The 26,568-nt window shown below is 71.0% G+C and carries 18 protein-coding genes; 10 read left to right on the forward strand and 8 right to left on the reverse strand.

Annotation, left to right across the window (positions count from 1 at the left end; all coding sequences use genetic code 11):
- Positions 1 to 3: 3 nt before the first annotated feature.
- On the reverse strand, positions 4 to 1,023 hold the full coding sequence (locus IF46_RS0106640) for a LacI family DNA-binding transcriptional regulator (RefSeq protein ID WP_030487539.1): 1,020 nt from the start codon (positions 1,021 to 1,023) through the stop codon (positions 4 to 6).
- Positions 1,024 to 1,135: 112 nt separating this feature from the next.
- Here IF46_RS0106640 and IF46_RS0106645 point away from each other — a divergent pair, with 112 nt between their 5' ends.
- Together IF46_RS0106645 and IF46_RS0106650 are read left to right on the forward strand one after the other, a co-directional pair.
- Positions 1,136 to 3,580 (forward strand): glycoside hydrolase family 2 protein, encoded by a 2,445-nt coding sequence (locus IF46_RS0106645; protein ID WP_084597794.1) that lies wholly within the window; start codon positions 1,136 to 1,138, stop codon positions 3,578 to 3,580.
- Between the two features lie 293 nt (positions 3,581 to 3,873).
- Positions 3,874 to 7,635 carry a S8 family serine peptidase gene (locus IF46_RS0106650; RefSeq protein ID WP_030487396.1) on the forward strand — a complete coding sequence of 1,254 codons (3,762 nt, stop codon included), beginning with the start codon at positions 3,874 to 3,876 and terminating at the stop codon, positions 7,633 to 7,635.
- Between the two features lie 72 nt (positions 7,636 to 7,707).
- Here the strand turns inward: IF46_RS0106650 and IF46_RS0106655 are convergent, their stop codons facing one another.
- Together IF46_RS0106655 and IF46_RS0106660 are read right to left on the reverse strand one after the other, a co-directional pair.
- A complete protein-coding gene (locus tag IF46_RS0106655; RefSeq protein WP_030487397.1) occupies positions 7,708 to 8,451 on the reverse strand; it encodes a copper homeostasis protein CutC in 744 nt (247 codons plus the stop codon).
- Positions 8,448 to 9,488, reverse strand: a complete 1,041-nt coding sequence (locus tag IF46_RS0106660; protein ID WP_051723732.1) for an asparaginase — start codon at positions 9,486 to 9,488, stop codon at positions 8,448 to 8,450. The genes IF46_RS0106655 and IF46_RS0106660 overlap by 4 nt, the downstream gene beginning before the upstream one ends.
- A gap of 210 nt (positions 9,489 to 9,698) precedes the next feature.
- Between IF46_RS0106660 and IF46_RS0106665 the strand changes: the two genes are divergently transcribed.
- On the forward strand, positions 9,699 to 10,514 hold the full coding sequence (locus IF46_RS0106665) for a DUF3152 domain-containing protein (protein WP_051723733.1): 816 nt from the start codon (positions 9,699 to 9,701) through the stop codon (positions 10,512 to 10,514).
- 90 nt (positions 10,515 to 10,604) lie between these two features.
- On the opposite strand, the gene IF46_RS0106670 is transcribed toward IF46_RS0106665, so the two are convergent.
- Both IF46_RS0106670 and ilvD read right to left on the reverse strand, forming a co-directional pair.
- A complete protein-coding gene (locus IF46_RS0106670) occupies positions 10,605 to 11,447 on the reverse strand; it encodes a hypothetical protein (protein ID WP_030487400.1) in 843 nt (280 codons plus the stop codon).
- A 175-nt stretch (positions 11,448 to 11,622) separates the two neighbouring features.
- The gene (gene ilvD, locus IF46_RS0106675; RefSeq protein ID WP_030487401.1) at positions 11,623 to 13,470 is read right to left on the reverse strand and encodes a dihydroxy-acid dehydratase; all 1,848 of its coding nucleotides are present in this window, start codon (positions 13,468 to 13,470) and stop codon (positions 11,623 to 11,625) included.
- A gap of 128 nt (positions 13,471 to 13,598) precedes the next feature.
- Here ilvD and IF46_RS0106680 point away from each other — a divergent pair, with 128 nt between their 5' ends.
- The 5 genes from IF46_RS0106680 to serA all read left to right on the forward strand — a co-directional run bounded on the left by IF46_RS0106680 (position 13,599) and on the right by serA (position 21,612).
- A complete protein-coding gene (locus IF46_RS0106680; RefSeq protein ID WP_030487402.1) occupies positions 13,599 to 15,953 on the forward strand; it encodes a putative bifunctional diguanylate cyclase/phosphodiesterase in 2,355 nt (784 codons plus the stop codon).
- 188 nt (positions 15,954 to 16,141) lie between these two features.
- Positions 16,142 to 18,013, forward strand: a complete 1,872-nt coding sequence (locus IF46_RS0106685) for an acetolactate synthase large subunit (protein ID WP_030487403.1) — start codon at positions 16,142 to 16,144, stop codon at positions 18,011 to 18,013.
- Complete coding sequence (gene ilvN / locus IF46_RS0106690) at positions 18,013 to 18,528, forward strand: acetolactate synthase small subunit (RefSeq protein WP_030487404.1); 516 nt, start codon at positions 18,013 to 18,015, stop codon at positions 18,526 to 18,528. Before IF46_RS0106685 ends, ilvN begins: the two co-directional genes overlap by 1 nt.
- A gap of 94 nt (positions 18,529 to 18,622) precedes the next feature.
- The gene (gene ilvC / locus IF46_RS0106695; protein WP_030487405.1) at positions 18,623 to 19,636 is read left to right on the forward strand and encodes a ketol-acid reductoisomerase; all 1,014 of its coding nucleotides are present in this window, start codon (positions 18,623 to 18,625) and stop codon (positions 19,634 to 19,636) included.
- Positions 19,637 to 20,013: 377 nt separating this feature from the next.
- The gene (gene serA, locus IF46_RS0106700) at positions 20,014 to 21,612 is read left to right on the forward strand and encodes a phosphoglycerate dehydrogenase (RefSeq protein ID WP_030487406.1); all 1,599 of its coding nucleotides are present in this window, start codon (positions 20,014 to 20,016) and stop codon (positions 21,610 to 21,612) included.
- Positions 21,613 to 21,687: 75 nt separating this feature from the next.
- On the opposite strand, the gene IF46_RS0106705 is transcribed toward serA, so the two are convergent.
- On the reverse strand, positions 21,688 to 22,044 hold the full coding sequence (locus tag IF46_RS0106705; RefSeq protein WP_030487407.1) for a hypothetical protein: 357 nt from the start codon (positions 22,042 to 22,044) through the stop codon (positions 21,688 to 21,690).
- Positions 22,045 to 22,370: 326 nt separating this feature from the next.
- Positions 22,371 to 23,213 (reverse strand): FAD:protein FMN transferase, encoded by an 843-nt coding sequence (locus IF46_RS0106710; protein WP_030487408.1) that lies wholly within the window; start codon positions 23,211 to 23,213, stop codon positions 22,371 to 22,373.
- A gap of 228 nt (positions 23,214 to 23,441) precedes the next feature.
- Here IF46_RS0106710 and IF46_RS0106715 point away from each other — a divergent pair, with 228 nt between their 5' ends.
- Both IF46_RS0106715 and IF46_RS0106720 read left to right on the forward strand, forming a co-directional pair.
- Positions 23,442 to 24,473 carry a 3-isopropylmalate dehydrogenase gene (locus tag IF46_RS0106715; protein ID WP_030487409.1) on the forward strand — a complete coding sequence of 344 codons (1,032 nt, stop codon included), beginning with the start codon at positions 23,442 to 23,444 and terminating at the stop codon, positions 24,471 to 24,473.
- A gap of 167 nt (positions 24,474 to 24,640) precedes the next feature.
- Positions 24,641 to 25,738: a branched-chain amino acid aminotransferase gene (locus IF46_RS0106720; protein WP_030487410.1), complete on the forward strand. Its 1,098-nt coding sequence runs from the start codon at positions 24,641 to 24,643 to the stop codon at positions 25,736 to 25,738.
- Between the two features lie 51 nt (positions 25,739 to 25,789).
- On the opposite strand, the gene IF46_RS0106725 is transcribed toward IF46_RS0106720, so the two are convergent.
- On the reverse strand, positions 25,790 to 26,545 hold the full coding sequence (locus IF46_RS0106725) for a tyrosine-protein phosphatase (protein ID WP_036391328.1): 756 nt from the start codon (positions 26,543 to 26,545) through the stop codon (positions 25,790 to 25,792).
- Positions 26,546 to 26,568 lie beyond the last annotated feature (23 nt).

Raw genomic sequence — 26,568 nt, forward strand, 5'->3', positions numbered from 1 at the left:
GGTTCATCTCTCCCGGGGTGGTGCGGTGCTGCCGCGCGGCGTGAGGTGTGCCGTCTCGTCCTGCACCCGGCCGGCCGGCTGCCCGGCGACGACGGCGAGCAGTTGCCGGGCGGCGTGCGCGCCGTAGGCCGGGATGTCGCGGCCCAGCGCGGTCAGCGGCGGGTGCACCAGGCGGCACAGCGGCGAGTCGTCCCAGGCCACGATGGACAGATCGGCGGGCACGGTGAGGCCCATCTCCTGGGCGACGGAGAGCCCGGCGATCGCCATCACGTCGTTGTCGTAGATGACCGCGGTGGGCCGGTGGGCCGAGCTGAGCAGCCGACGGGTGGCCCGGCCGCCCTCCTCGCCGGTGTAGTCGGACCAGACGGTGACCGCGTCGACCAGGCCGAGCCGCTGGCAGACCGCCGCGAAGGCGTCGGTGCGGATCTCGGTGTGCCGCAGGTCGGGCAGGCCGGCGACCCGGGCGATCCGGCGGTGCCGGAGCGCTACCAGGTACTCCACCGTCTCGGTCAGCGCGGCGGCGTCGTCGGACCAGAGGCTCGCCAGCTCGCCGGTGCCGCCGGGGCCGCCGATCACCACCGCCGGCAGTTGCAGTTGTTCGAGTGCGGGGATGCGGCGGTCGGCGGTGCGCAGGTCGCAGACGAGCACCCCGTCCACCCGTCGCTCGCCCCACCAGCGCCGGTAGACCGCGATCTCGGCATCGTGGTCGGCCACCACCTGGAGGGTCAGCGCGTACGAGCGGGCGGACAGTTCGGCCTCGACACCACTGATCAGCGCCATGAAGAACGGCTCGACGCCGAGTGTCCGGGCCGGTCGGCACAGGGCCAGGCCGATCGCCCCGGCGGTGGCGGCGGAGAGGGCACGGGCGGCGCTGCTCGGGCTGAACCCGATCTCGGTGGCGATGGCCAGGATCCGCTGCCGGGTGGCCTCGGAGACGCCAGGCTGCCCGTTCAGCGCGTACGACACGGCGCCCTTGGACACCCCGGCGCGCTGGGCGACGTCGGCAATTGTCGGCCGCTTCACCGGCGCGCTCCTTCGCTCTCTGGCCGTTGACAGCCCGAATTCCGGACCGTACGGTGGCCCAGCTTATCCGGTTCAGTCAGCGTCTTTCGATGCAAGAAGGTGCGGTGAGATCGTGAGCCGACAGGCACTCTACGACGATTGGACCCTGCGAGCGGCCCCCGGAGCACAGGTGCCCGAGGAGATCGCCGGTCGGTCCGTGCCGGCGACCGTGCCCGGTTGCGTGCACACCGATCTGCTCGACGCTGGGCTGATCGGAGATCCCTACCTCGACGACAACGAGCGAGCGTTGGCCTGGATCGGGCGCACCGACTGGGTCTACCAGACCACAGTCGCCCACCGAGCCGGCGACGACGACCGCGTCGACCTGGTCTGCGCCGGCCTGGACACCGTCGCCACGCTCACCCTCAACGGCGTCGAGGTCGGCCGCACCGCGAACATGCACCGCAGCTACCGGTTCAACGTCCGACCGCTGCTGCGCGACGGTGCCAACGACCTGGTGGTCACGTTCGACTCCGCGTACCGCTACGCCGAGGAGCAACAGGAGCGGCTCGGCGACCGGCCCAACGCCTACCCGGAGCCGTTCCACTTCATCCGCAAGATGGCCTGCAACTTCGGCTGGGACTGGGGGCCGACAGTGGTCACCGCCGGCATCTGGCAGGAGATCAGCCTGCACGCCTGGTCGACCGCTCGACTGGCCACCGTCCGTCCACTCGTCACCATGGACGGTCGCGACGGCCGGGTCGAGCTGCACGTCGAGGTCGAGCGGGTCGCGGACGTCCCGCTGACCGTCCGCGCGGCCGTCGCCGGCGTCTGCGCCGACGTGGTCGTCCCGGCCGGGCAGCGCACGGCCGCGCTGACCCTCACCGTCCGCGAGCCTGCGCTCTGGTGGCCCCGGGGGTACGGCGACCAGACGCGCCACCCGATCGAGGTGACCCTGCACGCGCCGGACGGCGACACCCTCGACAGCTGGTCGCACCGGATCGGCTTCCGCTCGGTACGGCTGGACACCACACCCGACGAGCACGGCACCCCGTTCTCGCTCTCCGTGAACGACGTCCCGGTCTTCGTGCGCGGGGTCAACTGGATCCCGGACGACGCGTTCCCCACCCGGATCACCCGGGCCCGGCTGGCCGAGCGGTTCGACCAGGCAGTCGCGGCGAACGTCAACCTGCTGCGGGTCTGGGGCGGCGGCCGGTACGAGTCGGCGGACTTCTACGACCTCGCCGACGAACGCGGGCTCCTCGTCCAACAGGACTTCCTCTTCGCCTGCGCCGCGTACCCGGAGGAGGAGCCGTTCGGCACCGAGGTCGCCGCCGAGGCAACCGAGCAGGTGACCCGGCTCGCGCCGTACCCGTCGCTGGTGCTCTGGACCGGCAACAACGAGAACATCTGGGGCTGGCACGACTGGGACTGGCAGGCGCCGCTCGCCGGGCGCACCTGGGGGCGGGGCTACTACCTCGACGTGCTGCCCCGGATCGTCGGCGAGTTGGATCCGACCCGCCCGTACTGGCCGGGTAGCCCCTGGTCGGGCAGCGAGGCGATCCACCCCAACGACCCGGCGCACGGCACCACCCACATCTGGGACGTGTGGAACACCGACGACTACACCAAGTACCGGGAGTACGTTCCGCGCTTCGTCGCCGAGTTCGGCTACCAGGCCCCACCGGCGTACGCCACACTGCGCCGCGCGCTCAGCGACGAACCCCTGGCGCACGACTCACCGGGCATGGCACACCACCAGAAGGCAGCCGGCGGTGACGCCAAGCTCCAACGCGGCCTCGACGCGCACCTGCCCGCCCCGGCAGACTTCGACGACTGGCACTACCTGACGCAGCTCAACCAGGCCCGCGCGATCCAGCTCGGCGTCGAGCACTTCCGCTCCCACCGCAACGTCTGCGCCGGCACCATCGTCTGGCAGCTCAACGACTGCTGGCCGGTGACCTCCTGGTCGGCCATCGACGGCGACGGTCGCCGCAAACCCCTGTGGTACGCGCTGCGCCACGCGTACGCCGATCGGCTCCTGACCGTGCAGCCCCGCGACGGCGGCCTGGCCCTGGTCGCGGTCAACGACGGTGGCACGCCCTGGCGAGCCTCGGCCTCGGTGACCCGGGTGACTCTCACCGGGGCGCCGAGGGCGACGACCTCGGTCGACCTCGACGTCCCGGCGTACTCCTCGGTGACGCTGGCGCTGCCAGCGACGCTGGCCCAGCCGGAGGAGGCCCGGCGGGAGCTGCTGGTCGCGGAGGCCGGGAGCAGCGCGGAGCGTGCCCTGTGGTTCTTCGCCGAGGACCGGGAGGTGCAGTGGCCCTCGGCGGCCTGGGACGCGACGGTCGAGTCGTTCGACGGGGGGCAGCGGGTCCGGGCCACCGCCCGAACGGTGCTGCGCGACCTGACGCTCTTCCCGGACCGCCTGGACGCCTCGGCCACCGTGGACATCGCGATGGTCACCCTGCTGCCCGGTGAGTCGGCCACGTTCACCGTGCGGGCTCGTGGGCCGCTGGACGCCACGGCGTTGACCCGCCGGCCGGTGCTGCGCTGCGTCAACGACCTGTCCTGACACCCCACATGTCCGAGTTCAACGGGGTGGCATTAATCACTCTATTGCCGGGTCTGGTGACATATTCCACAGTGGACGACGTTGGGCTGACGGGCTCTCGGTGCTGGGTTGTCGGCCGCTGCTGTGCTGCGTCAACGGCCGTGGACGCACAGGAGGACAGTCGATGAACGAGTCGTCAGGCAACTCGTCGTTCATCAGCCTGATGCACAGAACTTGATCTCCGTCAACGCGTTGTCGGTCCGACGGCGGATTGCGATCATCGACCGCAATTCACTCCCGAACGGAGATCATCCTTGACGTCAGCCCACCCCATCCGACGACGTGCACTTGTGGTCGGTGCCGTCCTCTCGCTCGCGGTAGGTGTCGGAGACCCCGGCCTCGCCGCGCCGAGCGGCGGCGTCGTCGTGCCCCCGGATGTCACCAATGCGGCCCCTACCCCCACCGGCAAGCAGCACACCATCACCCTGATCACCGGGGACAAGGTCACCGTCAGCACCATCGCTGGCGGGCTCAGCACCACCGACGTACGCGGACCGTCAGGTCAACCGGTCGGCGCCCGGGTCATGAGGTACGGGCCCGATACCTACGTCTACCCCGACTCGGTGGCCCGCTACGTCTCGTCCGGGCTACTCGACAAGCGGCTCTTCAACATCACCAAGCTGCTGGCCGACGGGTACGACGACGCGAGCCGCGACCGGCTGCCGCTGATTCTCAGCTACTCCAACGCGACCGCGCGGGCCAAGTCGGCCCTGACGGGCGCCCAGCGGGTGCGGGATCTACCAAGCGTGCAGGGTGCGGCGGTCGAGGAGCCGCGGAGTACGGCGAGCACGTTCTGGAACGCGCTCACCGGCACGAACCCCGCCGCGCCGGCGGCGAAGCAGGTTGCAGGCCAGCCGGCGAGCTTCCTCGGCGGGGTGACGAAGGTGTGGCTGGACGGCAAGGTGCGCGCCGCGCTGACCGACACCACCACGCAGATCGGCGCACCGCAGGTCTGGTCCGGTGGCAACACCGGTGCTGGCGTACCGGTCGCTGTCCTCGACACCGGTGTCGACCCCGAGCACCCGGACCTGGCCGATCAGATCGCCGAGACCCGCAGCTTCGTTCCGGGTGAGACGGTGATCGATCGGGTCGGGCACGGCACCCACGTCGCGTCGACGATCGCCGGCACCGGCGCCGCCTCCGGCGGCGTGGAGCGGGGCGTGGCCCCGGGAGTCAAGCTGCACATCGGCAAGGTCCTGAACGACGAGGGCGAGGGGCAGGACTCCTGGATTCTCGGCGGCATGGAGTGGGCCGTACGGGAGGCGAAGGCCAAGGTCGTCAACATGAGCCTCGGTGGCGGCCCCAGCGACGGCACCGACCTGTTGAGCGCCTCGGTCAACCGGCTTAGCGCCGAGACCGGCGCCCTCTTCGTCATCGCCGCCGGCAACTCCCAGGACCCCGGTTACCTGAGCCTCAGCTCGCCGGGTGCCGCCGACGCGGCCCTCACAGTCGGCGCTGTCGACAGCCGCGACCAACTCGCCCCGTTCTCGAACTGGGGGCCTCGCCTCGGTGACAACGCGCCCAAGCCCGACATCACCGCCCCGGGCGTGGGGGTGTTGGCGGCCCGTTCGCAGTACGCGAGCGGGGAGGGCTCCTACGTCGCCATGAACGGCACCTCGATGGCGACCCCGCACGTCGCCGGAGCTGCCGCCCTGCTGGCGGCCGCGCACTCGGACTGGACCGGCCAGCAGCTCAAAGACGTCCTGATGAGCACCAGCAAGCGGACCCCACGGTTGGAGATCTACCGGGGTGGCAGCGGGCGGGTCGACGTCGCGGCGGCCGTCTCGGCCACCCTCTTCTCCGACGGCGTGAAGTTCACCGCGGAGCACTGGCCGTACGCCCCGGGCCAGCGCTCGGAGCAGAAGATCACCTACACCAACACCGGTGACGCCCCGGTCACCCTCAACCTGTCCGTGCACGCGCCGACCGCCCCGGCTGGGCTCTTCAGCCTCGCCGCCGACCAGGTAGTCGTGCCTGCGCACGGCACGAGCAGCCTCGTCGTCTACGCCAACCTGGACCTCCTCAAGGACGAGGCCTTCCTCAGCGGCGGCACGGTGATCGGCGCCGACGCCCAGGGTGTGCCGTTGGCGCACACAGTGGTCGCTGTCAACAAGGAGGGGCAGCGGGTCGGCCTGACCATCAACACCAAGGATCGCGACGGCACCGGGCTCGCCGGCCAGATCCTGCTCAAGGACATCACCGACACCCTGGACCCGCAGCTCTACACCGTCGACGACACCGGCCGGCTCGATCTCCGGGTCCGTCCGGGCACGTACAGCATCCTCATGTACGCCCCGGTGACCGGCGCGAACGGGCCGAGCTCGCTCGGCTTGGCGGCACTAGTCGCCCCCGAGGTCATCGTGGGTGACAACGGTGCCACCGTGACCCTGGACGGCCGCACCCTCCGCCAGGTCCAGGCCATCACCCCGAAGCCGACCAGCCTCAACGGGATCCGGATCGACTACTTCCGCTCCTACCCGAACGAATACCCGCTGTCCGACAACTACCACCCCGACGCCATCTTCGACAGCGTCTGGGCTACCCCGACCGGGAAGCGGGTCTCCCAGGGCGCTTTCCACCTGGGCTTCCGGTGGTCGGCCATCGAACCGCCACTGACGTTGAGCGGCGCGCACGGCAACTATGACGATCTGCGGTTCCAGGCCGGTTCGCCGAACGGGCCCGAGGGGCGGCACGTCCTCGATGCGGCATTCGTCCCGGGCAGCACGCCAAGCGACATCACCACGGCGAAGGTGCGGGGCAAGGTCGCCGTGGTCCGGTACACCGACAACGCCACCGCACAAGCCCAGGTTGATGCGGCGGCGGCAGCCGGGGCCCGGCTGATGGTGATCGTCAACACCGGCCTGGGCCGGCTGGACGCCTGGAATGAGGCCCTCGAGCCGAAGCTTCCGCTGCCTGTCGTCTCGCTCGGTCACCAGCAGGGCGAGGAGCTGATCGAGCGGATTCGTGCCGGCGAGGCCCGCCTCACCGTCGTGGGCATCCCCACCCCCGCGTACCTCTACGACCTCATCCAACGGCACAACGGTGCCGTGCCGACGGACCTGACCTACCAACCGCGCGCCAAGGACCTGGCCAAGGTCAAGGTGTCGTTCCGCAACCCAACCCAGGACATCGGCAACTGGAACCGCTACGACCTGTCGACCGAGAAGGGGGTCTTCAACAGCTTGCGGGATCCGGTGCCCTTCGCCGCCCAGGGTGAGCGGACCGACTGGCTCTCGGCCGAGCCCGGCATCCGCTGGGTGGAGAGCGCCAAACTGGGGCCGATCTACATGTACTCCAGGCCGCTGCTCTCCTACCCGAAGGGGTCCACGACCAACGCCGACTGGTTCGCTCCGGTGACCCGGCCGCGGCTCCTGAACCCGTCGTTCGTCTCCGGTGTGCCGGCGGTCGTCGGTAACGAGCTGAGCAGCTACACGCTGCCGACCTGGGGGGACTCCAACCCACAACACGAAGCGAAGACCTTCGGCGTTGAAGTCGCCCAGAGCTTCCGCGTCTACCAGGGTGCCGACCTGATCAGTGAGTCGGTCAACGGAACGATGTCCACATTTGTCGAGCCGGGTCAGCCGCTGCGGCTGGTCAACGAGACGACGCAGAGCGAGGTCTCGGCGTACGCGACCCGGACCCAGACCGAGTGGACCGTCGGCTTCCCCGACGCCGACCCGGAATCGGTCCGTCAGCTGCCACTCATCCAGCTCGACTACGCGGTCGACCTCGACCTGACGGGCCGGGCGAAGCGCAAGGGCGAGGTGACCGTCTCGGCGAGCCACCTGGCCGGCGCGTGGCACGGCGGCGCATTCCGGTCCGCCACTGTGGAGCTGTCGTACGACGACGGCCGCACCTGGCAGCGGGCGGCGACGCAGCGGGGGGAGAAGGCGAGCTGGCAGCTCGACCTGAACGCCCCGAAGTCGGCACAGTACGTCTCGACCCGGGTCACCGCCACGGACGTGTCGGGTAACACCGTGCAGCAGACCGTCGAACGGGCCTTCGGGCTGCGCTAGTCCGACCGACCGACTGCGGCGGCCCGGGACGATGTCCTGGGCCGCCGCGGTTGGTGGAGAGCGGGACGGGGTTCAGGCGCGGGCGGCGGCGAGCACCTGGCCGACCAGGGCGCGCGAGGTGCCGGAGCGCTCGTACTCGGGCCGGGTCAGGCTGCCGCCCATCCGTGGTGCCGGGTTGCGGTGTACGGCCGGGCTGTCCGAGCGGGCCAGGGCCGCGAAGTGGTACTCGTCGGCGCCGGTCGCCTCGACGATCCGGGCGATGTTGCGGGGCGTGATGCCACCGCCCGGCATGATGACGATCCGGCCGGCGGCCCGGCGCACCAGGTCGGCGATGAGCGGAGCGCCCTCCAGCACGCTTACCTCCTGGCCGGAGGTGAGCACCCGGTCTACGCCCATCGCGATGAGCTGCTCCAGCGCCGCGTACGGATCGCGGGTCATGTCGAACGCGCGGTGGAAGGTGATGCTGGCGTCGCCGGCGGCGGCGATCAGCCGGCGGGTGGTGGGCACGTCGACGTCACCCTCGGCGGTCAACGCGCCGATCACGATGCCGTGCGCGCCGGCCGCCACGGCGGCGCGGACGTCCCGTTCCATCGCCTCGATCTCGAACGGCGAGTAGATGAAGTCACCGGCCCGGGGCCGGACGATCACGTGGACCCGGATCCGGCTGACCGCGCGCAGGGTCGTCTCGATGGTGCCCAGGCTGGGGGTCAACCCGCCGTCGAAGAGCGCCGAGCACAACTCCACCCGGTCGGCGCCGGCCTCCTCGGCGGCGACCGCCCCCTCGACGCTGTCGATGCAGATCTCGAATGTGCTCATGACTGTTCCTTCTCCCCGCGGGGCGGTGCCGCCTCCGTGCGAGACGATGCCGCTTCGGTCCGAGACGATGCTGCGCTCCAGCCGATGACGGCCGTGACGGCGCCGACCGGTTCGCCGCCGCCGAGCACCGGCACCTGGCGCAGCGCGTCGGCTCCGCCCACCGGTACGCCGACGGCGTCGAGGGCGGCGAGGGCGATGGCGGTGGTGGCTCGGGGCGAGCCGTCGATCACCTTCACGGCCACCGCGTGACCGTCCGGCGCGGCCACCGCGAGCACGCCCTCGGCCCCGCCCTTGGCGAGGACGCCCGGCAGCGCCCGCATCAGGTCGGTGTTGGGGTGCCCGTGCCAGCCGCCGACGTACTCCGGGTGTTGGCGCATGGCCTGCGCGACAAGCGCCGCGTCGCTCCCGGCGGGCGCGGTGACCAACGCCTGGAACGCGCGGGCCAGGCCGGTCAGCGGCAGGCCGAACAGCGGTGCGCCGCAGCCGTCGACCGCGTGGTGCGCGATCGGCGTGCCGGCCAGCCGGGCGATGGTGGCGGCGGTTTCCCGCTGGAGCGGGTGGTTGGGGTTGAGGTAGTCGTGCGTGCTCCAGGACTGAGCGACGCAGGCGACGAGCATCGCGGCGTGCTTGCCGGAGCAGTTCATCCGGATCCGGTCGCGCTGCTCACCGGCGCGGATCAGCCGGTCTCGGGTCGGTTCGTCCTCCGGCCAGTCCTCCGGGCAGCCGAGCGCGTCCTCGGTCAGGCCGGCCCCGGCCAGCATCGCCCGGACCACCTCGACGTGCCGGTCGTCACCGGTGTGGCTGCCGGCGGCGAGGGCCAGCGCCGGGCCGGTCAGCTTGTCGCCCGCCGCGATCCGACAGGCCAGTGCCTGCACCGGCTTGAGGGTGGAGCGGGGGAGCACCGGCTCGTCGGGTACGCCGGCGGCGAGGGCGACCTTCCCGTCCGGGGCGAGCACCACGACGCTGCCGTAGTGCCGGCTCTCGACGAAGCCGTTGCGCACGACCCGGGCTAGTTCGGCGTAACGAGAGAGGGTCACCGGGTGCGTTCCCTTCGAGAAGTGGCGGGAGCAGACTAGCGACCCGCTGTCCGCACCGGCCGTCTCGGCAAGCTGCTGTTACAGAGGGTGACGGGTTGGGGGCGGTGTTGTGCCTGGTCCGCGCCTCTTCTTTACGTGTCCCATACCCGCAGTCACGTAACTTCGCCGTGTTCCCTCACTGCGTACGTGAATGCTCTTGGAGGTCTCGACGTGCGGATCAACGGACGGCTGCTCGTGCCGCTCGCGTTGGCGGTGGTCCTGGCGTCTGCTGCCTGCGGCACGGAGGTACCGCCCGCCGGGCAGGGCGGCGGCGTCGTGGCGACGACACTCCCCAACGGGCAAGTCCCGAGGTCAGCCCAGGACATGGGTCCGCGGCGGCCGAGCGACGAGGAGATTCCCGTCGAGGCTGACGGCACCTTCGTCGCCGCTGGCGGTCAGGGTCGCGTCATCGGCTCGGGCAAGAGGCGGGTGCGCTACCGCGTCTCGGTGGAGAAGGGGATCGAGTGGGGTGACATCCCCGCCTGGAAACCGAGCGAGTTCGCCGCGAGCATCGAGCAGGTGCTGGCGGCGCCGAACGGGTGGACCACCGCCGCGCAGCACCCGGTCACCAACGCCGATGTGAACCTGACCAGGGCGTCCTGGTCGTTCCAGCGGATCAGCAGCTCGAGCGCCGACGTCGACGTCCGGCTCGCCACGCCGAACACCGTGGACCGACTCTGCGGCGCGAGCGGGGTCGACACCGAGGGGGTCTACTCCTGCCGGTACGGCAAGACGATCATGATCAACCTGCGGCGTTGGCTCCAGGGCGCTCCCGGTTATCCGGTCAGCATGGAGGAGTACTACGCCGGCGTGATCAATCACGAGTTCGGTCACTTCCTCGGCTTCGACCACATGAAATGTCCTGGCCCCGGCAAGCCTGGCCCGGTCATGATGACCCAGACGATCGACCTGGGCGGATGCCTGCCCAACGTCAGTCCGTTCACCAAGAACGGCCAGTTCATCAGCGGACCGTGGGAAGCGTCCTGACCTGGTGACCCCCGCCCCCGTGGACCGGGCAGCACGAAACAGGAAGGGCGGGCCCGGCGTGACGCCGAGCCCGCCCGAACACGGCACCGATCAGCTGGTGGTCATGCCCTGCAGTCCCTTGAGCATCTCGGCGAAGTCGAGGGTCTCCGCCGTCGGCGGCGTCTCGATGGCCACCGCCTTGCCGTAGTCGGTGTAGTCCATCACCAGGTCACCCAACGGGCCCATCTTCAGGGCCGCTCGGCGGGGCCGGTACTGCTCGTCGACCCACAGGTCGGTGGTGATTTCCTTGACGCCCATCTTGGTCATCTGCTGCTCGACGCCCGCCCGCAGCTTCGCGTCGAGCTGCGCAAGGTAGGTCGCCATCGGCGTGGTGACGGTGTAGTGGACGGTGGCCGCTCCGTTCACCGTCTCCTGCCCGATCACCTTCGTGCCCTCGGTGGCGAGCAGCGTCTTGACCTGCTTGGTCGGGTCGATGTCCTCGAACTGCTTGCCGAAGTCCATCCCGGCCTGCTTGCCGGCGGCGCCCAGGTCCATCTTCATCCAGCGCTTGCCGTCCATCTCCGCGCGGTCCTCCGCAGGAATCTCGACGTAGACGACCGCGCCGACCATCCGGACGACCGTCGCGGCGCCCTTCGCGTCCGTCGTCGTCATCTCGGCCTTGACCGGGTCGCCGAGGTCCAGGACGCCCTGCATCGAGACCTTCTCGCCGCCCGCCGTGCCCGTCATCGTCACGGTCACCGAATCGCTCTTGTCGGTGGCCTCGGCCGTCTTCTGCAGCGACCCCTTCAGGTCACTGGCCAGCAGCTCCAGGACGCTGGGCTGCTTGGGCGCGTCGGACCCGCCGGACCCGCCGGACGTCGTGCCGCACGCGGAGACAGCGAGCGCGGTGAGCGCCGAGACCGCCACAGCCACGGACTTCTTGCCAAATGACACGTACACGCCTCTTCCCGCAGGAATCCGGGCTCTCCCCGAATTGATCGACGACACGCTAGCCCACACGACCGACATTCGCGGACCGTGTTTTTGCCGACGACATCAGCAATGTTGGGGTATCCGACTAGCGCGGATACCCCAACATTGCCGATCCAGTGTCGATCGCTAGCGGTGCTTACTCCGGGACGCGACGGTAGGCGCCGTCGCTGGCCGAGGTGGCCATCGAGGCGTACGCGCGCAGCGCCGCCGACACCGGGCGCTGCCGGTCGGTCGGGGTGTACGGCTTGTCGCGCTTCTCCTCGGCCACCCGTCGCGCCTCCAGCTCCTCGGCGGGCACGTTCAGCTCGATCGACCGGCTCGGGATGTCGATGACGACCTCGTCGCCGTCGCGGACCAGGGCGATCAGCCCACCGGAGGCCGCCTCGGGGGAGACGTGCCCGATGGAGAGCCCGGAGGTGCCACCGGAGAAGCGGCCGTCGGTGAGCAGCGCACAGGAGCGGCCCAGCCCACGCCCCTTCAGGAACGAGGTGGGGTAGAGCATCTCCTGCATGCCGGGGCCACCCTTGGGCCCTTCGTACCGGATCACCACCACGTCCCCGGCGACCACCTGCTTGGCGAGGATCGCGCTCACCGCGTCGTCCTGCGACTCGTAGACCTTCGCCGGGCCACGGAAGGTCAGGCAGTCGTCCGGCACGCCCGCGGTCTTCACCACGCTGCCGTCCGGCGCCAGGTTGCCGTGCAGGATGGCCAGCCCGCCGTCGGCGGAGTAGGCGTGCTCGTGGTCCCGGATGCAGCCGCCGGCCGCGTCGGTGTCCAGCGACGACCAGCGGTTGGTGGTGGAGAACGGCTCGACCGTACGCACGCCGCCCGGCGCGGCGTGGAACAGCTCGACCGCCTCCGGCTTCGGGGAGCCGCCGCGCACGTCCCAGTCGGTCAGCCACTGCGCCAGCGAGGGGGAGTGCACGGCGTGCACGTCCCGGTTGAGCTGCCCGGCCCGGTCCAGTTCGCCGAGGATCGCCGGGATGCCGCCGGCCCGGTGCACGTCCTCCATGTGGTAGTTCGGCGAGTTCGGCGCGACCTTGGCCAGGCACGGCACCCGCCGGGAGATCGCGTCGATGTCGGCGACGCCGAAGTCCATCTCCGCCTCGCGAGCGGCGGCGAGCAGGTGCAGCACCGTGTTGGTGGAGCCGCCCATCGCCACGTCCAGGGCGACCGCGTTCTCGAAGGCGGCCTTGGAGGCGACCGTACGCGGCAGCACCGAGTCGTCGTCGCCGTCGTACCACCGCTTGGAGATCTCCACGACGGTCCGGCCGGCCTCGACGAAGAGCGACCGGCGCGCGGCGTGGGTGGCCAGCGTCGAACCGTTGCCGGGCAGCGCGAGGCCGATCGCCTCGGTGAGGCAGTTCATCGAGTTGGCGGTGAACATGCCGGAGCACGAGCCGCAGGTCGGGCAGGCGGAGCGTTCGATCTCGCCGAGCTGCTCGTCGGTGACCGATTCGTTCGAGGACGCGATCATCGCGTCGATCAGGTCGATCTTGCTGTGCACGACGCCCTCGATCGCCATCGTCTTGCCGGCCTCCATCGGGCCGCCAGAGACGAAGACGGTGGGGATGTTGAGCCGCAGCGCGGCCAGCAGCATCCCGGGGGTGATCTTGTCGCAGTTGGAGATGCAGACCAGGGCGTCCGCGCAGTGCGCGTTGACCATGTATTCGACCGCGTCGGCGATCAGCTCCCGGCTGGGCAGCGAGTAGAGCATGCCGCCGTGGCCCATCGCGATGCCGTCGTCGACGGCGATGGTGTTGAATTCCCGGCCCACCCCACCGGCCTCGGCGACCGCGTCGGCGACCAGGCCACCCATGTCCTTGAGGTGTACGTGACCAGGCACGAACTGGGTGAAACTGTTGGCGATGGCGACGATCGGCTTGCCGAAATCGTCGTCGGTCATCCCGGTGGCCCGCCAGAGGGCCCGGGCGCCGGCCATCGTCCGACCGTGTGTGGAAGTCCTCGACCGCAGCTCAGGCATGCATACCAGCATGACACCGTCGCCACGCCGGCCCACCCCAGTACCTGCCGTGTCCCAACAGATGCACACCCATCCCCCCACGGCGTGCGCGCATCCGGCACTCTTGGAGCGTGCATCTTCCACCGGGCATGGCCGCTGTCGCGGCGCTCAGCGGGCTCGTCGCCGCGGTGGCCGCCATACTGCTGACCGTCGTCGCCCGGCGCCGGACGGGGCCGCGCCGGCCGGCGTACGTGCTGCTCGCGGCGGCTGCCGGCGGTGCCCTGCTCAGCCTCCTGATCGGGGTGGCCGCCGCGCTCAACGCGAGCGACCACTGGGCCCACGAGCAGGGGCAGCGCACCGGTTGGGCGACCGTGGTGGCGATCGGCACGGCGGTGAGCGGGCTGGCCTTCGCCGCTGGCCTGCTCCGGCTGCCCGGGGTGGCCGCCACCGCGGCGGGAACGGCCCGGCTCGCCCTGGATGGGCTGGTCATGGCGGCGGCGCTGTGGTTCGTCGGCTGGGTGCTCTTCTCCGAGCCCACCCGGTTGCTCGGTGCCGCCACCCCGAGGGCCTGCCCGGCGATTCTGGTGGCCACGGTGAGCGCCGCGCTCGGCGCCGGCGTGGCCGTGATCGTCGTCTTCCGGGCCGCCACCCCACGTCGACGGCTCGCCGCGCTGGGCGCCGGCATCAGCGCGGTGACCTGCGGCGGGCTGGGTCTGGGCACCGGGCTCTGCCAGGCCGGGCCGACCATGGCACTGACCGGTGCGGCGGTGCTCGCCGCCGGCCTGCTGACCGTCGCGCTCGCGGTGCACCGGGCCGACCGGCCGGGGCAGGTCGACCTGGACCTGGTCGGTGGCGACAGCGAGTACGCGATCGCCCCGATGCTGGCGATGGCCGCCTCGGCGATGTACCACCTCGCCCAGGACGGCCGGTTCACCGCGGCGGGCATCGTGGCCGGCAGCGTGGAGGGCTTCGCCCTGGTGGCACGGCAATACCTCACCCTTCGCGACGTCCGGGGGTACGCGGGCCGCCTCGCCGAGCGGGAGGCGCACTTCCGCGAGCTGGCGCACACCGATCCGTTGACGTCGTTGGCCAACCGGCGCGGGCTGCTCCGAGCGCTGCACCGCAACGCCGCGGACCACAACCCCTGCGTGCTGCTCGGCCTCGACCTGGACGGCTTCAAGAACGTCAACGACATGCGCGGCCACGACGTGGGCGACGCCGTGCTGGCCGAGGTGGGTCGGCGGCTGCGCGGCAACCTGCGCCCCGGCGACGTGGCCGCCCGGTTGGGCGGTGACGAGTTCGCCGTCCTCATGCAGGGCCGGCCGGTCGAGGCGGACCGGGTCGCCGAACGGCTCCTCGGGGTGCTCAACCGGCCGTACGACCAGCCGGAGGGCCCGGTCTTTCTGTCGGTGAGCATCGGGGTGGCCGGCTGGGCCGACGAGCCGGACGTGGAGCTGCTGCTGCGCCACGCCGACCTGGCGCTGCGCTATGCCAAGCAGCGGGGCAAGAACCGGATCGAGCGGTACGACGCCACGTACGACCAGTTGCTGCGTCGGCGCACGACGGTGGAGCACGAGCTGCGCGGTGCCGTCGACCGCGATGAGCTGCGGTTGGTGTTCCAGCCAGTGGCGTCGCTGCCGTCGGTGCGGCCGGTCGGCGCCGAGGCGCTGCTCCGTTGGCGCCACCCCGAGCTGGGCAACGTCCGCCCGGACGAGTTCATCCCGCTCGCCGAGGAGTGCGGGATGATCGCCCCGCTCGGGGCCTGGGTGTTGCATCAGGCCTGCTACCAGCTCTCCCGGTGGCTGGCGGACGGGCACGACGTCTGGGTGTCGGTAAACGTCTCGCCGCGTGAGCTGCACGCCCCGGAGTACGTGGTCCAGGTCGCCGAGGCGCTGCGCGCGCACCACGTGCCGCCGCAGCGGCTGGTGCTGGAGGTCACCGAGCACGCGGTCGCCACCGACCTGGACGAGCTGATCCGCCGGCTCACCGCGCTGCGGTTGACAGGTGTCCGGATCGCGCTCGACGACTTCGGGGCCGGCTACTCGTCGCTGGGTCAGTTGCGGCGGTTGCCGATCGACATCCTCAAGATCGACCACAGTCTGGTCGCCGAGCACGAGCCGGTCCACCCGGTCGGCCAGGACGGCCCGGCGTTCGCTCCGATGGTCGACATCGTCATGCGACTGGGCCATCAGCTGGGGCTTGAGGTGATCGCCGAGGGGGTGACCACCCCGACCGAGCTGGCCGCGGTGGTGGCCGCCGGTTGCCGCTTCGGCCAGGGCGCGCTCTTCGGCTGGGGGGTGCCGGCCGAGCACCTGGAGGCGATGCTGGATGCGGCAACATCACCTGGCGTGCGTCCCGCTCCGATGCCCGCGCAACGGCGGGCTCCGGGCGGGTCCGGGCAGCTCAACCCCGCTGTCGATGGCGCGTCGACGGCCGACGCGCCGAGCTCCGTTAACCAACATGTGGGATCAGTTGACTCATCGCGTGAGATGCGTCAGGCTTAGCCGCATGTCGTCGTACCGGTCGCTGCGAGTACTTACCTGAGCGCACTCTCCCTCACCGAGAGTGCGCTGGCCCCGTGCATCTGCACGAGGGCCGTTTTTATTGCCATCGGAACCTGGCGAGGCGGGCCCCGCCCGCATCGCATCGCTTGACTAGCCACCAGCCACTCCAGCCGAAGGCCAGATCCGCCATGACGAGACCCACGCCCGAGACCCTCGCCCACACCGCCCGCCGGGCCCGCGCGGCCGCCGATCCGACCCTCGACGTCGACCAGGCCGCGGCACGCACGGCCACCCCAGCGGTACGACCCACCACCGCGGCCCAGGTCTCCGGGGCCAGCTCGCTCGTGCGGTCCCTTGAGGCGCTCGACGTCGACGTCGTCTTCGGCATCCCGGGCGGCGCGATCCTGCCGGCGTACGACCCGCTCTACGACTCGACGGTCCGGCACATCCTGGTGCGGCACGAGCAGGGTGCGGGGCATGCGGCGACCGGCTACGCACAGGCCACCGGCAAGGTCGGCGTCTGCATCGCCACCTCTGGCCCGGGTGCGACGAACCTGGTCACCCCGATCGCCGACGCGTACATGGACTCGGTGGCGATGGTGGCGATCACCGGGCAGGTGGCCCGCCCGTCGATCGGCACCGACGCCTTCCAGGAGGCGGACATCCAGGGCATCACCCTGCCGATCACCAAGCACAACTTCCTGGTCCAGAACGCCGAGGAGATCCCCCGGGTGCTGGCCGAGGCGTTCCACCTGGCCAGCAGCGGCCGACCCGGCCCGGTGCTCGTCGACATCCCGAAGGACGTGCTCCAGGCCCAGACCACGTTCACCTGGCCGCCCACCCTGGACCTGCCCGGCTACCGGCCCACCCTGCACCCGCACGGCAAGCAGATCCGGGAGGCGGCGCGGCTGATGGCCATCGCCCGCCGGCCGGTGCTCTACGTCGGCGGCGGGGTGCTCAAGGCTGGCGCCACCGAAGGGCTGCTCCGGCTGGCCGAGCAGACCGGCATCCCGGTCGTCACCACGCTGATGGCGCTCGGGGCGTTCCCCGACTCGCACCAGCAGCACCTGGGGATGCCCGGCATGCACGGCACGGTCGCCGCGGTCTACGGCCTGCAGAAGGCGGATCTGATCGTCGCGCTGGGCGCGCGCTTCGACGACCGGGTCACCGGCAAACTGGACTCGTTCGCCCCGGACGCGGCAGTGGTCCACGCGGACATCGACCCCGCCGAGATCGGCAAGAACCGGCACGTGGACGTGCCGATCGTCGGGGACGCCAAGCACGTCATCGACGAGCTGATCGCCGCGGTGACCGTCGAGCGGTCGGCGGGGCACACCGCCGACCTCGGTGACTGGTGGACGCAGCTCGACGACCTGCGCAACCGCTACCCGCTGGGCTACGACGAGCCGGCCGACGGGACCCTGTCCCCGCAGTACGTGATCAAGCGGCTGGGCGAGATCGTCGGCTCCGACGCGATCTTCGTGGCCGGGGTGGGCCAGCACCAGATGTGGGCGTCGCAGTTCATCTCCTACGAGAAGCCGAACACCTGGTTGAATTCCGGCGGCCTCGGCACGATGGGCTACGCGGTGCCGGCGGCGATGGGCGCCAAGGTCGGCAAGCCGGACACGGTGGTCTGGGCGGTGGACGGGGACGGCTGCTTCCAGATGACCAACCAGGAGTTGGCCACCTGTGCCCTGGAGGGCATCCCGGTCAAGATCGCCGTCATCAACAACGGCAATCTCGGCATGGTCCGGCAGTGGCAGACGCTGTTCTACAACGAGCGTTACTCCAACACCGAGCTCGGCACCCACAAGCACCGCATCCCGGATTTCGTCAAGCTCGCCGAGGCACTGGGCTGCGTCGGGCTGCGGTGCGAGAACGCGGCTGACGTGGACAAGACCATCGCCGCCGCCATGGAGATCAACGACGCGCCCGTGGTGATCGACTTCGTGGTCGGCAAGGACGCGATGGTCTGGCCGATGGTCGCCGCCGGCACCAGCAATGACGAGATCATGTTTGCCCGTGGCGTCCGCCCGGTCTTCGACGAGGATGACATTTAATGACCATGCACACTTTGTCCGTGCTCGTGGAGAACAAGCCCGGCGTGCTCGCCCGGGTCTCCGGCCTCTTCTCCCGACGTGGGTTCAACATCGACAGCCTCGCCGTGGGCGAGACCGAGAATCCGGACGTCTCCCGGATCACCATCGTGGTCAACGCCGACTCGTCCCCGTTGGAGCAGGTCACCAAGCAGCTGAACAAGCTGGTCAACGTACTCAAGATCGTGGAGCTGGACCCGCAGGTCTCGGTGGCCCGTGAGTTGTTGCTGGTGAAGGTTCGCGCCGACCGTTCCGCGCGGTCGCAGGTGCTGGAGACCGTCAACCTGTTCCGCGCCCGGGTGGTCGACGTCGCACCCGACACGCTGACCATCGAGGCCACCGGCACCCCGGACAAGCTCGACGCGCTCCTGCGCGACCTCGAGTCCTTCGGCATCAAGGAAATGGTCCAGTCCGGGCTGGTGGCGATCGGGCGCGGCTCGCGTTCGATCACCGCCGGTCCCGCGCTACGGGCCGCCTGACCCACCGCCGGCCGGCCCCGACGGGCCGGCCGGGCGAATCCATCCGCACAGACCACGACGGGCGTCCCGACCGTCGTACGAAAGGGAAGTTCTCATGAGCGTTGAGGTGTACTACGACGACGATGCCGACCTCGGCCTGATCCAGGCCAAGAAGGTCGCGGTGATCGGTTACGGCAGCCAGGGCCACGCCCACGCGCTGTCGCTGCGTGACTCCGGCGTCGACGTGGTGATCGGTCTGCCGGAGGGCTCGAAGAGCCGCCCGAAGGCCGAGGATCAGGGCCTGCGGGTGGTCACGCCAGCGCAGGCCGCAGCCGAGGCCGATGTGATCATGGTGCTCGCGCCGGACACCGCGCAGCGCAAGCTCTACACGGAGTCGATCGAGCCGCACCTCGCCCCCGGCAAGGCGCTCTTCTTCGGCCACGGCTTCAACATCCGGTACGGCCTGATCAAGCCCCCGGCCGAGGTGGACGTGGCGATGGTCGCGCCGAAGGGCCCCGGCCACCTGGTCCGCCGCCAGTACAGCGACGGCAAGGGCGTGCCCTGCCTCGTCGCCGTCGAGCAGGACGCCAGCGGCAACGCGCTCGCCCTCGCCCTCGCGTACGCCAAGGGCATCGGCGGCACCCGGGCTGGCGCGATCAAGACCACCTTCACCGAGGAGACCGAAACCGACCTCTTCGGCGAGCAGGCGGTGCTCTGTGGCGGCGCCTCGGCGCTGGTGCAGACCGGTTTCGAGGTGCTCACCGAGGCGGGCTACGCCCCGGAGGTCGCCTACTTCGAGTGCCTGCACGAGCTGAAGCTGATCGTCGACCTCATGTACGAGGGCGGCATCGCGAAGATGCGCTACAGCATCTCCGACACCGCCGAGTACGGCGACCTCTCCCGTGGCTCGCGCATCATCGACTCCCGGGTCAAGGATGAGATGCGCAAGATCCTGGGTGAGATCCAGTCCGGCGAGTTCGCCCGCGAGTGGGTCGCCGAGGACGAGGCCGGCCGGCCCAACTTCACCAAGTGGCAGGCCGAGGGTGCGGCGCACCCGATCGAGGAGACCGGCAAGAAGCTGCGCGGCATGATGAGCTGGGTCGACCGCCCGATCACCGAGACCGCCTGACCGTCCGGCTCGGCCGGACGACGATTCACCGACAGCCCCTGGGTCGGCGCTCTCCCCAGCGCCGCCCCGGGGCTGCCCGGCATGCTGCCGCCCGTCGATGCGTCGGGCGGCAGTGTTCGTGTGCCACCACGCCCCCGGCATCGATCTGGCGCGCTCGGAACAACCATGTCGGTCAGGTGAACGGCCGATGTCCGCCGCCCGACCGGGCGTGTGAGGGCACTCACCCCGCAGACCGGAACACGCCGACCAGCAGGGCCCCTACGATCGCCTGTAGGTGCAGCAGCCGGCACCTGACGGCCACGGCACGGATCAGCGCAGGGCGCAGTGCAGCGCCCCGCCGCCCGGGCCGATCGCAAACACGACGTCTACGAGGACCGATGAATCCTGTCGTACTGATCGCCGAAGAACTCGCCCCCGCCGCCATCGAGGTGCTCGCTCACGACTTCGACGTCCGTCACGTCGACGGCACCGACCGTCCGGCCCTGCTCTCGGCGCTCTCCGAGGCCGACGCCGTCATCGTCCGCAGCGCGACCCAGATCGATGCCGAGGCGGTTGCCGCCGCGCCGCGACTCAAGGTGGTCGCCCGGGCGGGCGTCGGGCTGGACAACGTCGAGGTGCCGGCCGCCACCGCGCGGGGCGTCATGGTCGTCAACGCGCCCACCTCCAACATCGTCTCCGCCGCCGAGCAGGCCGTCGCGCTGCTGCTCGCCGTTGCCCGCAACACCGCGAGCGCCAGTTCCGCGCTCAAGGCGGGGGAGTGGAAGCGGTCGAAGTACACCGGCGTCGAGGTGCAGGGCAAGACCGTCGGCGTGGTCGGGCTCGGTCGCATCGGGGTGCTCTTCGCGTCTCGTATCGCGGCGTTCGGCACCCGGCTGATCGCGTACGACCCGTACATCCAGCCGGCCCGTGCGGCGCAGCTCGGCGTACGCCTGGTGGGGTTGGAGGAGCTGCTGCGCGAGAGCGACTTCATCTCCATCCACCTGCCCAAGACGCCGGAGACGGTGGGCCTGATCGGTGAGAAGGAACTGGCGATCGTCAAGCCCGGCGTGCGCATCATCAACGCCGCCCGCGGTGGGCTCGTCGACGAGCAGGCGCTCGCGGACGCGATCGCCGAGGGCCGGGTCGCCGGCGCCGGTGTCGACGTGTACAGCAAGGAGCCGTGCACCTCGTCGCCGCTGTTCGCCTTCGACAACGTGGTGGCCACCCCGCACCTGGGCGCCTCCACCCACGAGGCGCAGGACAAGGCCGGTCTCGCGGTGGCCAAGAGCGTCAAGCTGGCGTTGCAGGGCGAGTTCGTTCCGGACGCGGTGAACGTGCAGGCCGGCGGTGTGGTCGCCGAGGATGTCCGGCCGCTGCTGCCGCTGGCGGAGAAGCTCGGCCGGGCGTTCACCGCGGTAGCCGGCGGGGTCGCCGCCAGCGTCACGGTCGAGGTACGCGGCGAGATCGTCAGCCACGACGTGTCGGTGCTCAAGCTCGCCGCCACCAAGGGGCTGTTCAGCTCGGTGGTCGAGGAGCAGGTCACCTACGTCAACGCCCCGCACCTGGCCGCCGAGCGTGGCGTCGAGGTCACCCTCGCCAGCCTGGCCGAGACGGCCGAGCAGCCGACCCTGGTCACGGTGCGCGGCGCGCTGCCTGACGGCCGGACGGTAAGCGTCTCCGGCACGGTCACCCACTCCGGTGCTCGGGACGTCCTGAAGCTGACCGAGGTGGACGGCTTCGATGTGGAGATCGGCGCGGAGGGCATCCTGCTCTTCCTGCGCTACGCCGACCGACCCGGTGTGGTCGGAACGGTCGGTACCCTGCTCGGCGAGTCGGGCATCAACATCGCCGCCATGCAGGTGGCTCGTCGTGAGGCGGGCGGCGAGACGCTGATGACGCTCACCGTCGACCAGGCGCTCGGCGCCGACCTGCTCACCTCGGCTGCCGAGTCGATCGGCGCTACGGCGGCCAGCGCCGCGGACCTGCGCGACGAGTAGTAGACGGCAAGCACAGTGGGGGGCCTGGCTATTCGCCGGGCCCCTCGTCATTTCCGTCCGTGCCGCCGGTCGGCGTCAGCCGGGCAGCCGCGCCGGGGGCGGGTAGACCGAGCCGTCCTGCGGGTCGAAGAGCATCAGCCCGTGCTCGCCGGCCAGCCGCTCGATGTCCAGCAGCACCTGGTCCGGGCAGGTCGGGTGCAGGTTCAGCTCGACGTGGTCGTGGGCCGCGTGCAGCGGCGCCACCGCCCACGGGCTGTTCGGGCCGGGGTGACGGTCCGGATAGGAGGCGGTGATCGCCCGGTAGAAGCTGACCACCCGAGCGTCGGGATAACGGTCCACGTGTCGCCCCTGTCGGCAACCGTCGACCGCTGTCCGTACGTCCTCGGGCGTCGCCCCGTCCTCCAGGGCCCACACGCTCAGATCGAAACTCACGGCGGATAGCGTGCCATCCGCCGTTCACCATGTCGAAACTGCCTCGCCGCCGGTCAATCATCGATTTCCGAGTCTCCGGTCGGGACGGTCCGGTGTGGAGACTCTTGCGTCGAGTTGCGTCGATTCGCTAGCGTACGCTCTGCGGTCACTGGCCGAGTTCGAGGCGCCGGCCCGTCTTCGGGTGGCGCGGTCGACGTCCGGCCCGACCGGTCCGCACCCCTCGATTGTGCGAGCCACGCGCACTCGTCGCTGACCGGCCCCCACGGTCGTTGCCGAGACCGTGGGGGCCGATCGCAGCCCGCTGGCCCGAGACGGCGTCGTTTCGCTCAGCGACGGTGGGCGAAGAGCGCGCGATAGTCGGAGTTGCCCCGGAACCAGGCCAGGCCGGTGGGCCCGGCGGCGTAGAGCGCGGTGGCGTAGGCGTCGGCGATCGTCAGGTCGGGGCCCACGACGGTGGCGGCCACGAGTTGATCCGCCGGCTCGCCGGTGTGCGGGTCCACCACGTGCCCCTGCCGACCGGTCACCCCGGAGGTGCCGACCGCGCCGGCGGTCATCTCCAGCACCAGCGGCGCGCGCTCGGGTGCGGTCGGGTGGTGCACCGCGACCCGCCAGGGCCCGCCGTGCGGTGCCCGGCCGCGGACGACGAGGTCAGCGCCGGCGAGTACCGCGTAGTCGTGGATGCCGGCGGCACGCAGGCGCTCGGCGGCGCGTTCCACCGCCCAGCCGCCGAGCAGGCCACCGGGGTCGAAGCCGCCGGGCACCGCCCAGGCGTCGAACCACCCGTCGGTGGCCGCGCGCATCGCCGCGCAGCGGTCTACCAGGTCGGCGAGCGGCGGGTACGAGTCCGGGCTGATCTCGCCCCGACGCAACCGCGAGACCAGGCTCTCCGGTCGGTTGGGGCCGTAGGTGAGGTCGATGGCACGCAACTCGGCGACGCTGTCCCGCAGCGCCTCGCCCACGCCCCGGTGGCCGAGCCACTCGGGTGCGTTGAGCAGCAGGGTGTATTCGGCGGTCGCGGTGCGGACGGTGTGCTGTACCGCGATCCGGCCCTCGGTGGCGGCGGCTGGGTCGATCCGGTGCCGCCGGCCGCCGAGTCGAAGGTCCGGCCGGCGGTTGCGGAACGCGGACGGCTCCGGCCAGCGGGTCCGTGGCTGCTCGTCGATGCGCATCGCATCTGCCCCCTCGCGCGTGGCGCCGCGTCGTCGCGACCGGCGTTCGTCAGCAGGCTCCGCGACCCACTGACCACTACGGTATGCAGCCGAGATGATCGCCTCATGAATCCCAGCTGAGAAGGGCCTGTGTATTCGCCCATCCCAAATTGTGGACGCAGCGTACCGGGAGGCGGGACGGCGACGTACCGTTGCCCGGACGGAACCGTTGAGCAGAGGAGTGCGGTCGTGGCGCGGATCGCGGTGGTGGCCGGGGATGGCATCGGGCCCGAGGTGGTCGCGCAGGCCCGCAAGGTCCTCGACGCGGTGCTGCCCGGCGTGCAGGCCACCGAGTACGACCTCGGTGCCGCCCGCTGGCACCGTACCGGAGAGGTGCTGCCCGACTCGGTGCTGGCCGAGCTGGCTGGGCACGACGCGATCCTGCTCGGCGCGGTCGGTGACCCGACGGTGCCGCCGGGCGTGCTTGAGCGAGGGCTGCTGCTCAAGCTCCGATTCGCCTTCGACCAGTACGTCAACCTGCGCCCGTCGCGGCTCTGGCCCGGCGTTGCCGGCCCGCTGGGCAACGTGAAGCCGGGCGAGGTCGACCTCGTGGTGGTGCGCGAGGGCACCGAGGGGCTCTACGCCGGTGCCGGTGGTTCCCTGCACCGGGACACCCCGGCCGAGGTCGCTACCGAGGAGAGCCTGAACACCCGGCACGGCGTGGAGCGGGTGATCCGCGACGCGTTCGCCCGCGCCGGTCGCCGGGAGCGACGCAAGGTCACCCTCGTGCACAAGACCAACGTGCTCACCCACGCCGGGTCGCTGTGGGCGCGCACCTTCGACGCGGTCGCCGCCGAGCACCCGGACATCGCCACCGAATACCAGCACGTCGACGCGGCGGCCATGTTCCTGGTCACCCAGCCGCAGCGCTACGACGTGGTGGTCACCGACAACCTCTTCGGCGACATCCTCACCGACATCGCCGCTGCCGTCACCGGCGGCATCGGGTTGGCCGCCAGCGGCTGCATCAACCCGGAGGGGGCGTACCCCTCGATGTTCGAGCCGGTGCACGGCTCGGCGCCGGACATCGCCGGGCAGGGCATCGCCGACCCGGTCGCCGCGGTGCTCTCCGCCGCGCTGCTGCTGGAGCAGCTCGGGCACGGTGAGTCCGCGGCCCGGGTCAACGCAGCGGTCGCCACCGAGTTGGCCAGCCGGGTTCCGGGCGTGACGCTGCGTACCGAAGAGGTCGGCGACCGGCTCGCCGCCCACGCCGTAGCCTGACCGCCCCGCCCCGGCCCGAGTGGCGACGGGCCCGCTGTCGGCCGGTCCGGGCAGTCCGTCTTGCCGGACCGGCGCTACCCGCTGAACGACCGTTCGGGGTAAGTTTCTGCCACAGCCATGTCGGTGTGCGGTCCCGCATGCCGTTGTCCCGCAGGGAGGTCAGCGCGATGAGCGGTGGTGACAAGCTCGACTTCGAGATCCGTCCGAATGCCGCGCCGGTATCCGTCGCCGATCGGGCCGCCCTGCTGGCCAACCCCGGTTTCGGCCGCGTCTTCACCGACCACATGGTCACCGTCCGCTACGCCGACGGCAAGGGCTGGTACGACGCCCGGGTGGAGGCGCGCGCACCGATCCCGATGGACCCGGCCAGCGCGGTGCTGCACTACGCGCAGGAGATCTTCGAGGGGCTCAAGGCATACCGCACGGCCGACGGTGGTGTGACGATGTTCCGCCCGGACGCCAACGCGGCCCGCTTCGCCACCTCCGCGCAGCGGATGGCGATGCCGGTGCTGCCGCCGGAGGTGTTCGTCGACTCGCTGCACAAGCTCATCGAGATCGACCGGGAGTGGATCCCCACCGGCGAGGACGGCAGCCTCTACCTGCGACCGTTCATGTTTGCCAGCGAGGTCTTCCTCGGCGTCCGTCCGGCCAACGAATACCTCTACATGGTGATCGCCTCACCGGTCGGGGCGTACTTCACCGGTGGCGTCAAGCCGGTCACCGTCTGGGTCTCTCCGGACTACACCCGGGCCGCACCCGGCGGCACCGGCGCGGCCAAGTGCGGCGGCAACTACGCCGCGTCGCTGGCGGCCCAGGCCGAGGCCATCGAGGCCGGCTGCGACCAGGTCGTCTTCCTGGACGCGGTGGAGCGCCGGTTCGTCGACGAACTGGGCGGCATGAACGTCTTCTTCGTCTACGACGACGGCACGGTGGTCACCCCACCGCTGACCGGCACGATCCTGCCGGGCATCACCCGCGACGCCGTCCTCGCGCTGGCCGGGGCGGCCGGGCACCAGGTCGAGGAGCGGCCGGTCACCTTCGCCGACTGGCAGGCCGATGCCGCCAGCGGGCGCCTGAAGGAGGTGTTCGCCTGCGGCACCGCCGCGGTGGTCACCCCGATCGGTGGGGTCCGCTTCCCCGACGGCGAGTTCCTGATCGGTGGTGGCGAGCCCGGCCAGGTCACCATGGCCCTTCGCCAGCAGTTGGTCGACATCCAGCGGGGCAAGGCCGCCGACCCGCACGGCTGGGTGCAGCGGGTCCTCTGACCTTTGTCGCTGTGCTGGCCCGCCCACCCGGACGGGCCGGCACAGTCGGCCCTACGCCGTGGTGGGCTCGTCGAGCAGGTGGTCGCGGAGCGCGGCGAGCTGCTCGTCGGTCACCCCGGCATGGCGCAGGTACGCCTCGACCGAACCGTGCCCCTCGCGCAACTCGTCCAGGAAGATCTGCATCGCCTCGGCGGGTGAGCTCATGAACGGCGCCGGCACGTCCACGCCGCCCGGGGTGACGGAGGCCAGCCAGGCGCTGTACCGGGCAGACGCCGCGCTGCTCAACGCGTAGTCCGCGGTGATGTCCGCGTCGTCGACGCCGAGCACGGCGAGGGTCAGCGCGCAGACGATGCCGGTGCGGTCCTTGCCGGCGACGCAGTGCACCACCACCGGGGCGTTCGCGGAGTCGGCGATCAGCCCGACCGCCTCGGCCAACCCGGCGGTGCCGGTCTGGGCCAGGTCGGCGTACCGGTCCGCGAGGTATCGGGCCAGGCTCGCGCCCTCCTCGTGCGGCGTACTCGTCCAGTCGGCGTGCTCCGGGTGGATGTGCCGGTAGGTCAGTCCCTGGTACGCCGGCACCCGGCCGTCCCGCTGTACCTCGGTGGGGCGGCGCAGGTCGATGACGGTGCGGACGCCGATCGCGGCGAACGCGTCCCGGTCCTGCTCGGTGAGGCGGTGCAACGAGTCGGAGCGGTAGAGCCGACCTCGGCGTACGGATCGGTCGTCGTGGCCGAGGTAGCCACCGACGTCGCGGAAGTTGAAGGTGGCGGGGAGCGAGATCTGGCGGCTGTCCTCGGAGGCGTCCACGTTCACACGGTAACGGCCGGTGG

Source organism: Micromonospora chokoriensis, from assembly GCF_000718555.1.
Taxonomy (GTDB): domain Bacteria; phylum Actinomycetota; class Actinomycetes; order Mycobacteriales; family Micromonosporaceae; genus Micromonospora; species Micromonospora chokoriensis_B.

Coding starts and splice junctions, on each gene's coding strand:
- IF46_RS0106655 (WP_030487397.1), bottom strand. CDS start 8,451: ATGAGCACATTCGAGATCTGCATCGACAGCGTCGAGGGGGCGGTCGCC.
- ilvD (WP_030487401.1), bottom strand. CDS start 13,470: ATGCCTGAGCTGCGGTCGAGGACTTCCACACACGGTCGGACGATGGCC.
- IF46_RS0106680 (WP_030487402.1), top strand. CDS start 13,599: ATGGCCGCTGTCGCGGCGCTCAGCGGGCTCGTCGCCGCGGTGGCCGCC.
- IF46_RS0106685 (WP_030487403.1), top strand. CDS start 16,142: ATGACGAGACCCACGCCCGAGACCCTCGCCCACACCGCCCGCCGGGCC.
- ilvN (WP_030487404.1), top strand. CDS start 18,013: ATGACCATGCACACTTTGTCCGTGCTCGTGGAGAACAAGCCCGGCGTG.
- ilvC (WP_030487405.1), top strand. CDS start 18,623: ATGAGCGTTGAGGTGTACTACGACGACGATGCCGACCTCGGCCTGATC.
- serA (WP_030487406.1), top strand. CDS start 20,014: ATGAATCCTGTCGTACTGATCGCCGAAGAACTCGCCCCCGCCGCCATC.
- IF46_RS0106710 (WP_030487408.1), bottom strand. CDS start 23,213: ATGCGCATCGACGAGCAGCCACGGACCCGCTGGCCGGAGCCGTCCGCG.
- IF46_RS0106720 (WP_030487410.1), top strand. CDS start 24,641: ATGAGCGGTGGTGACAAGCTCGACTTCGAGATCCGTCCGAATGCCGCG.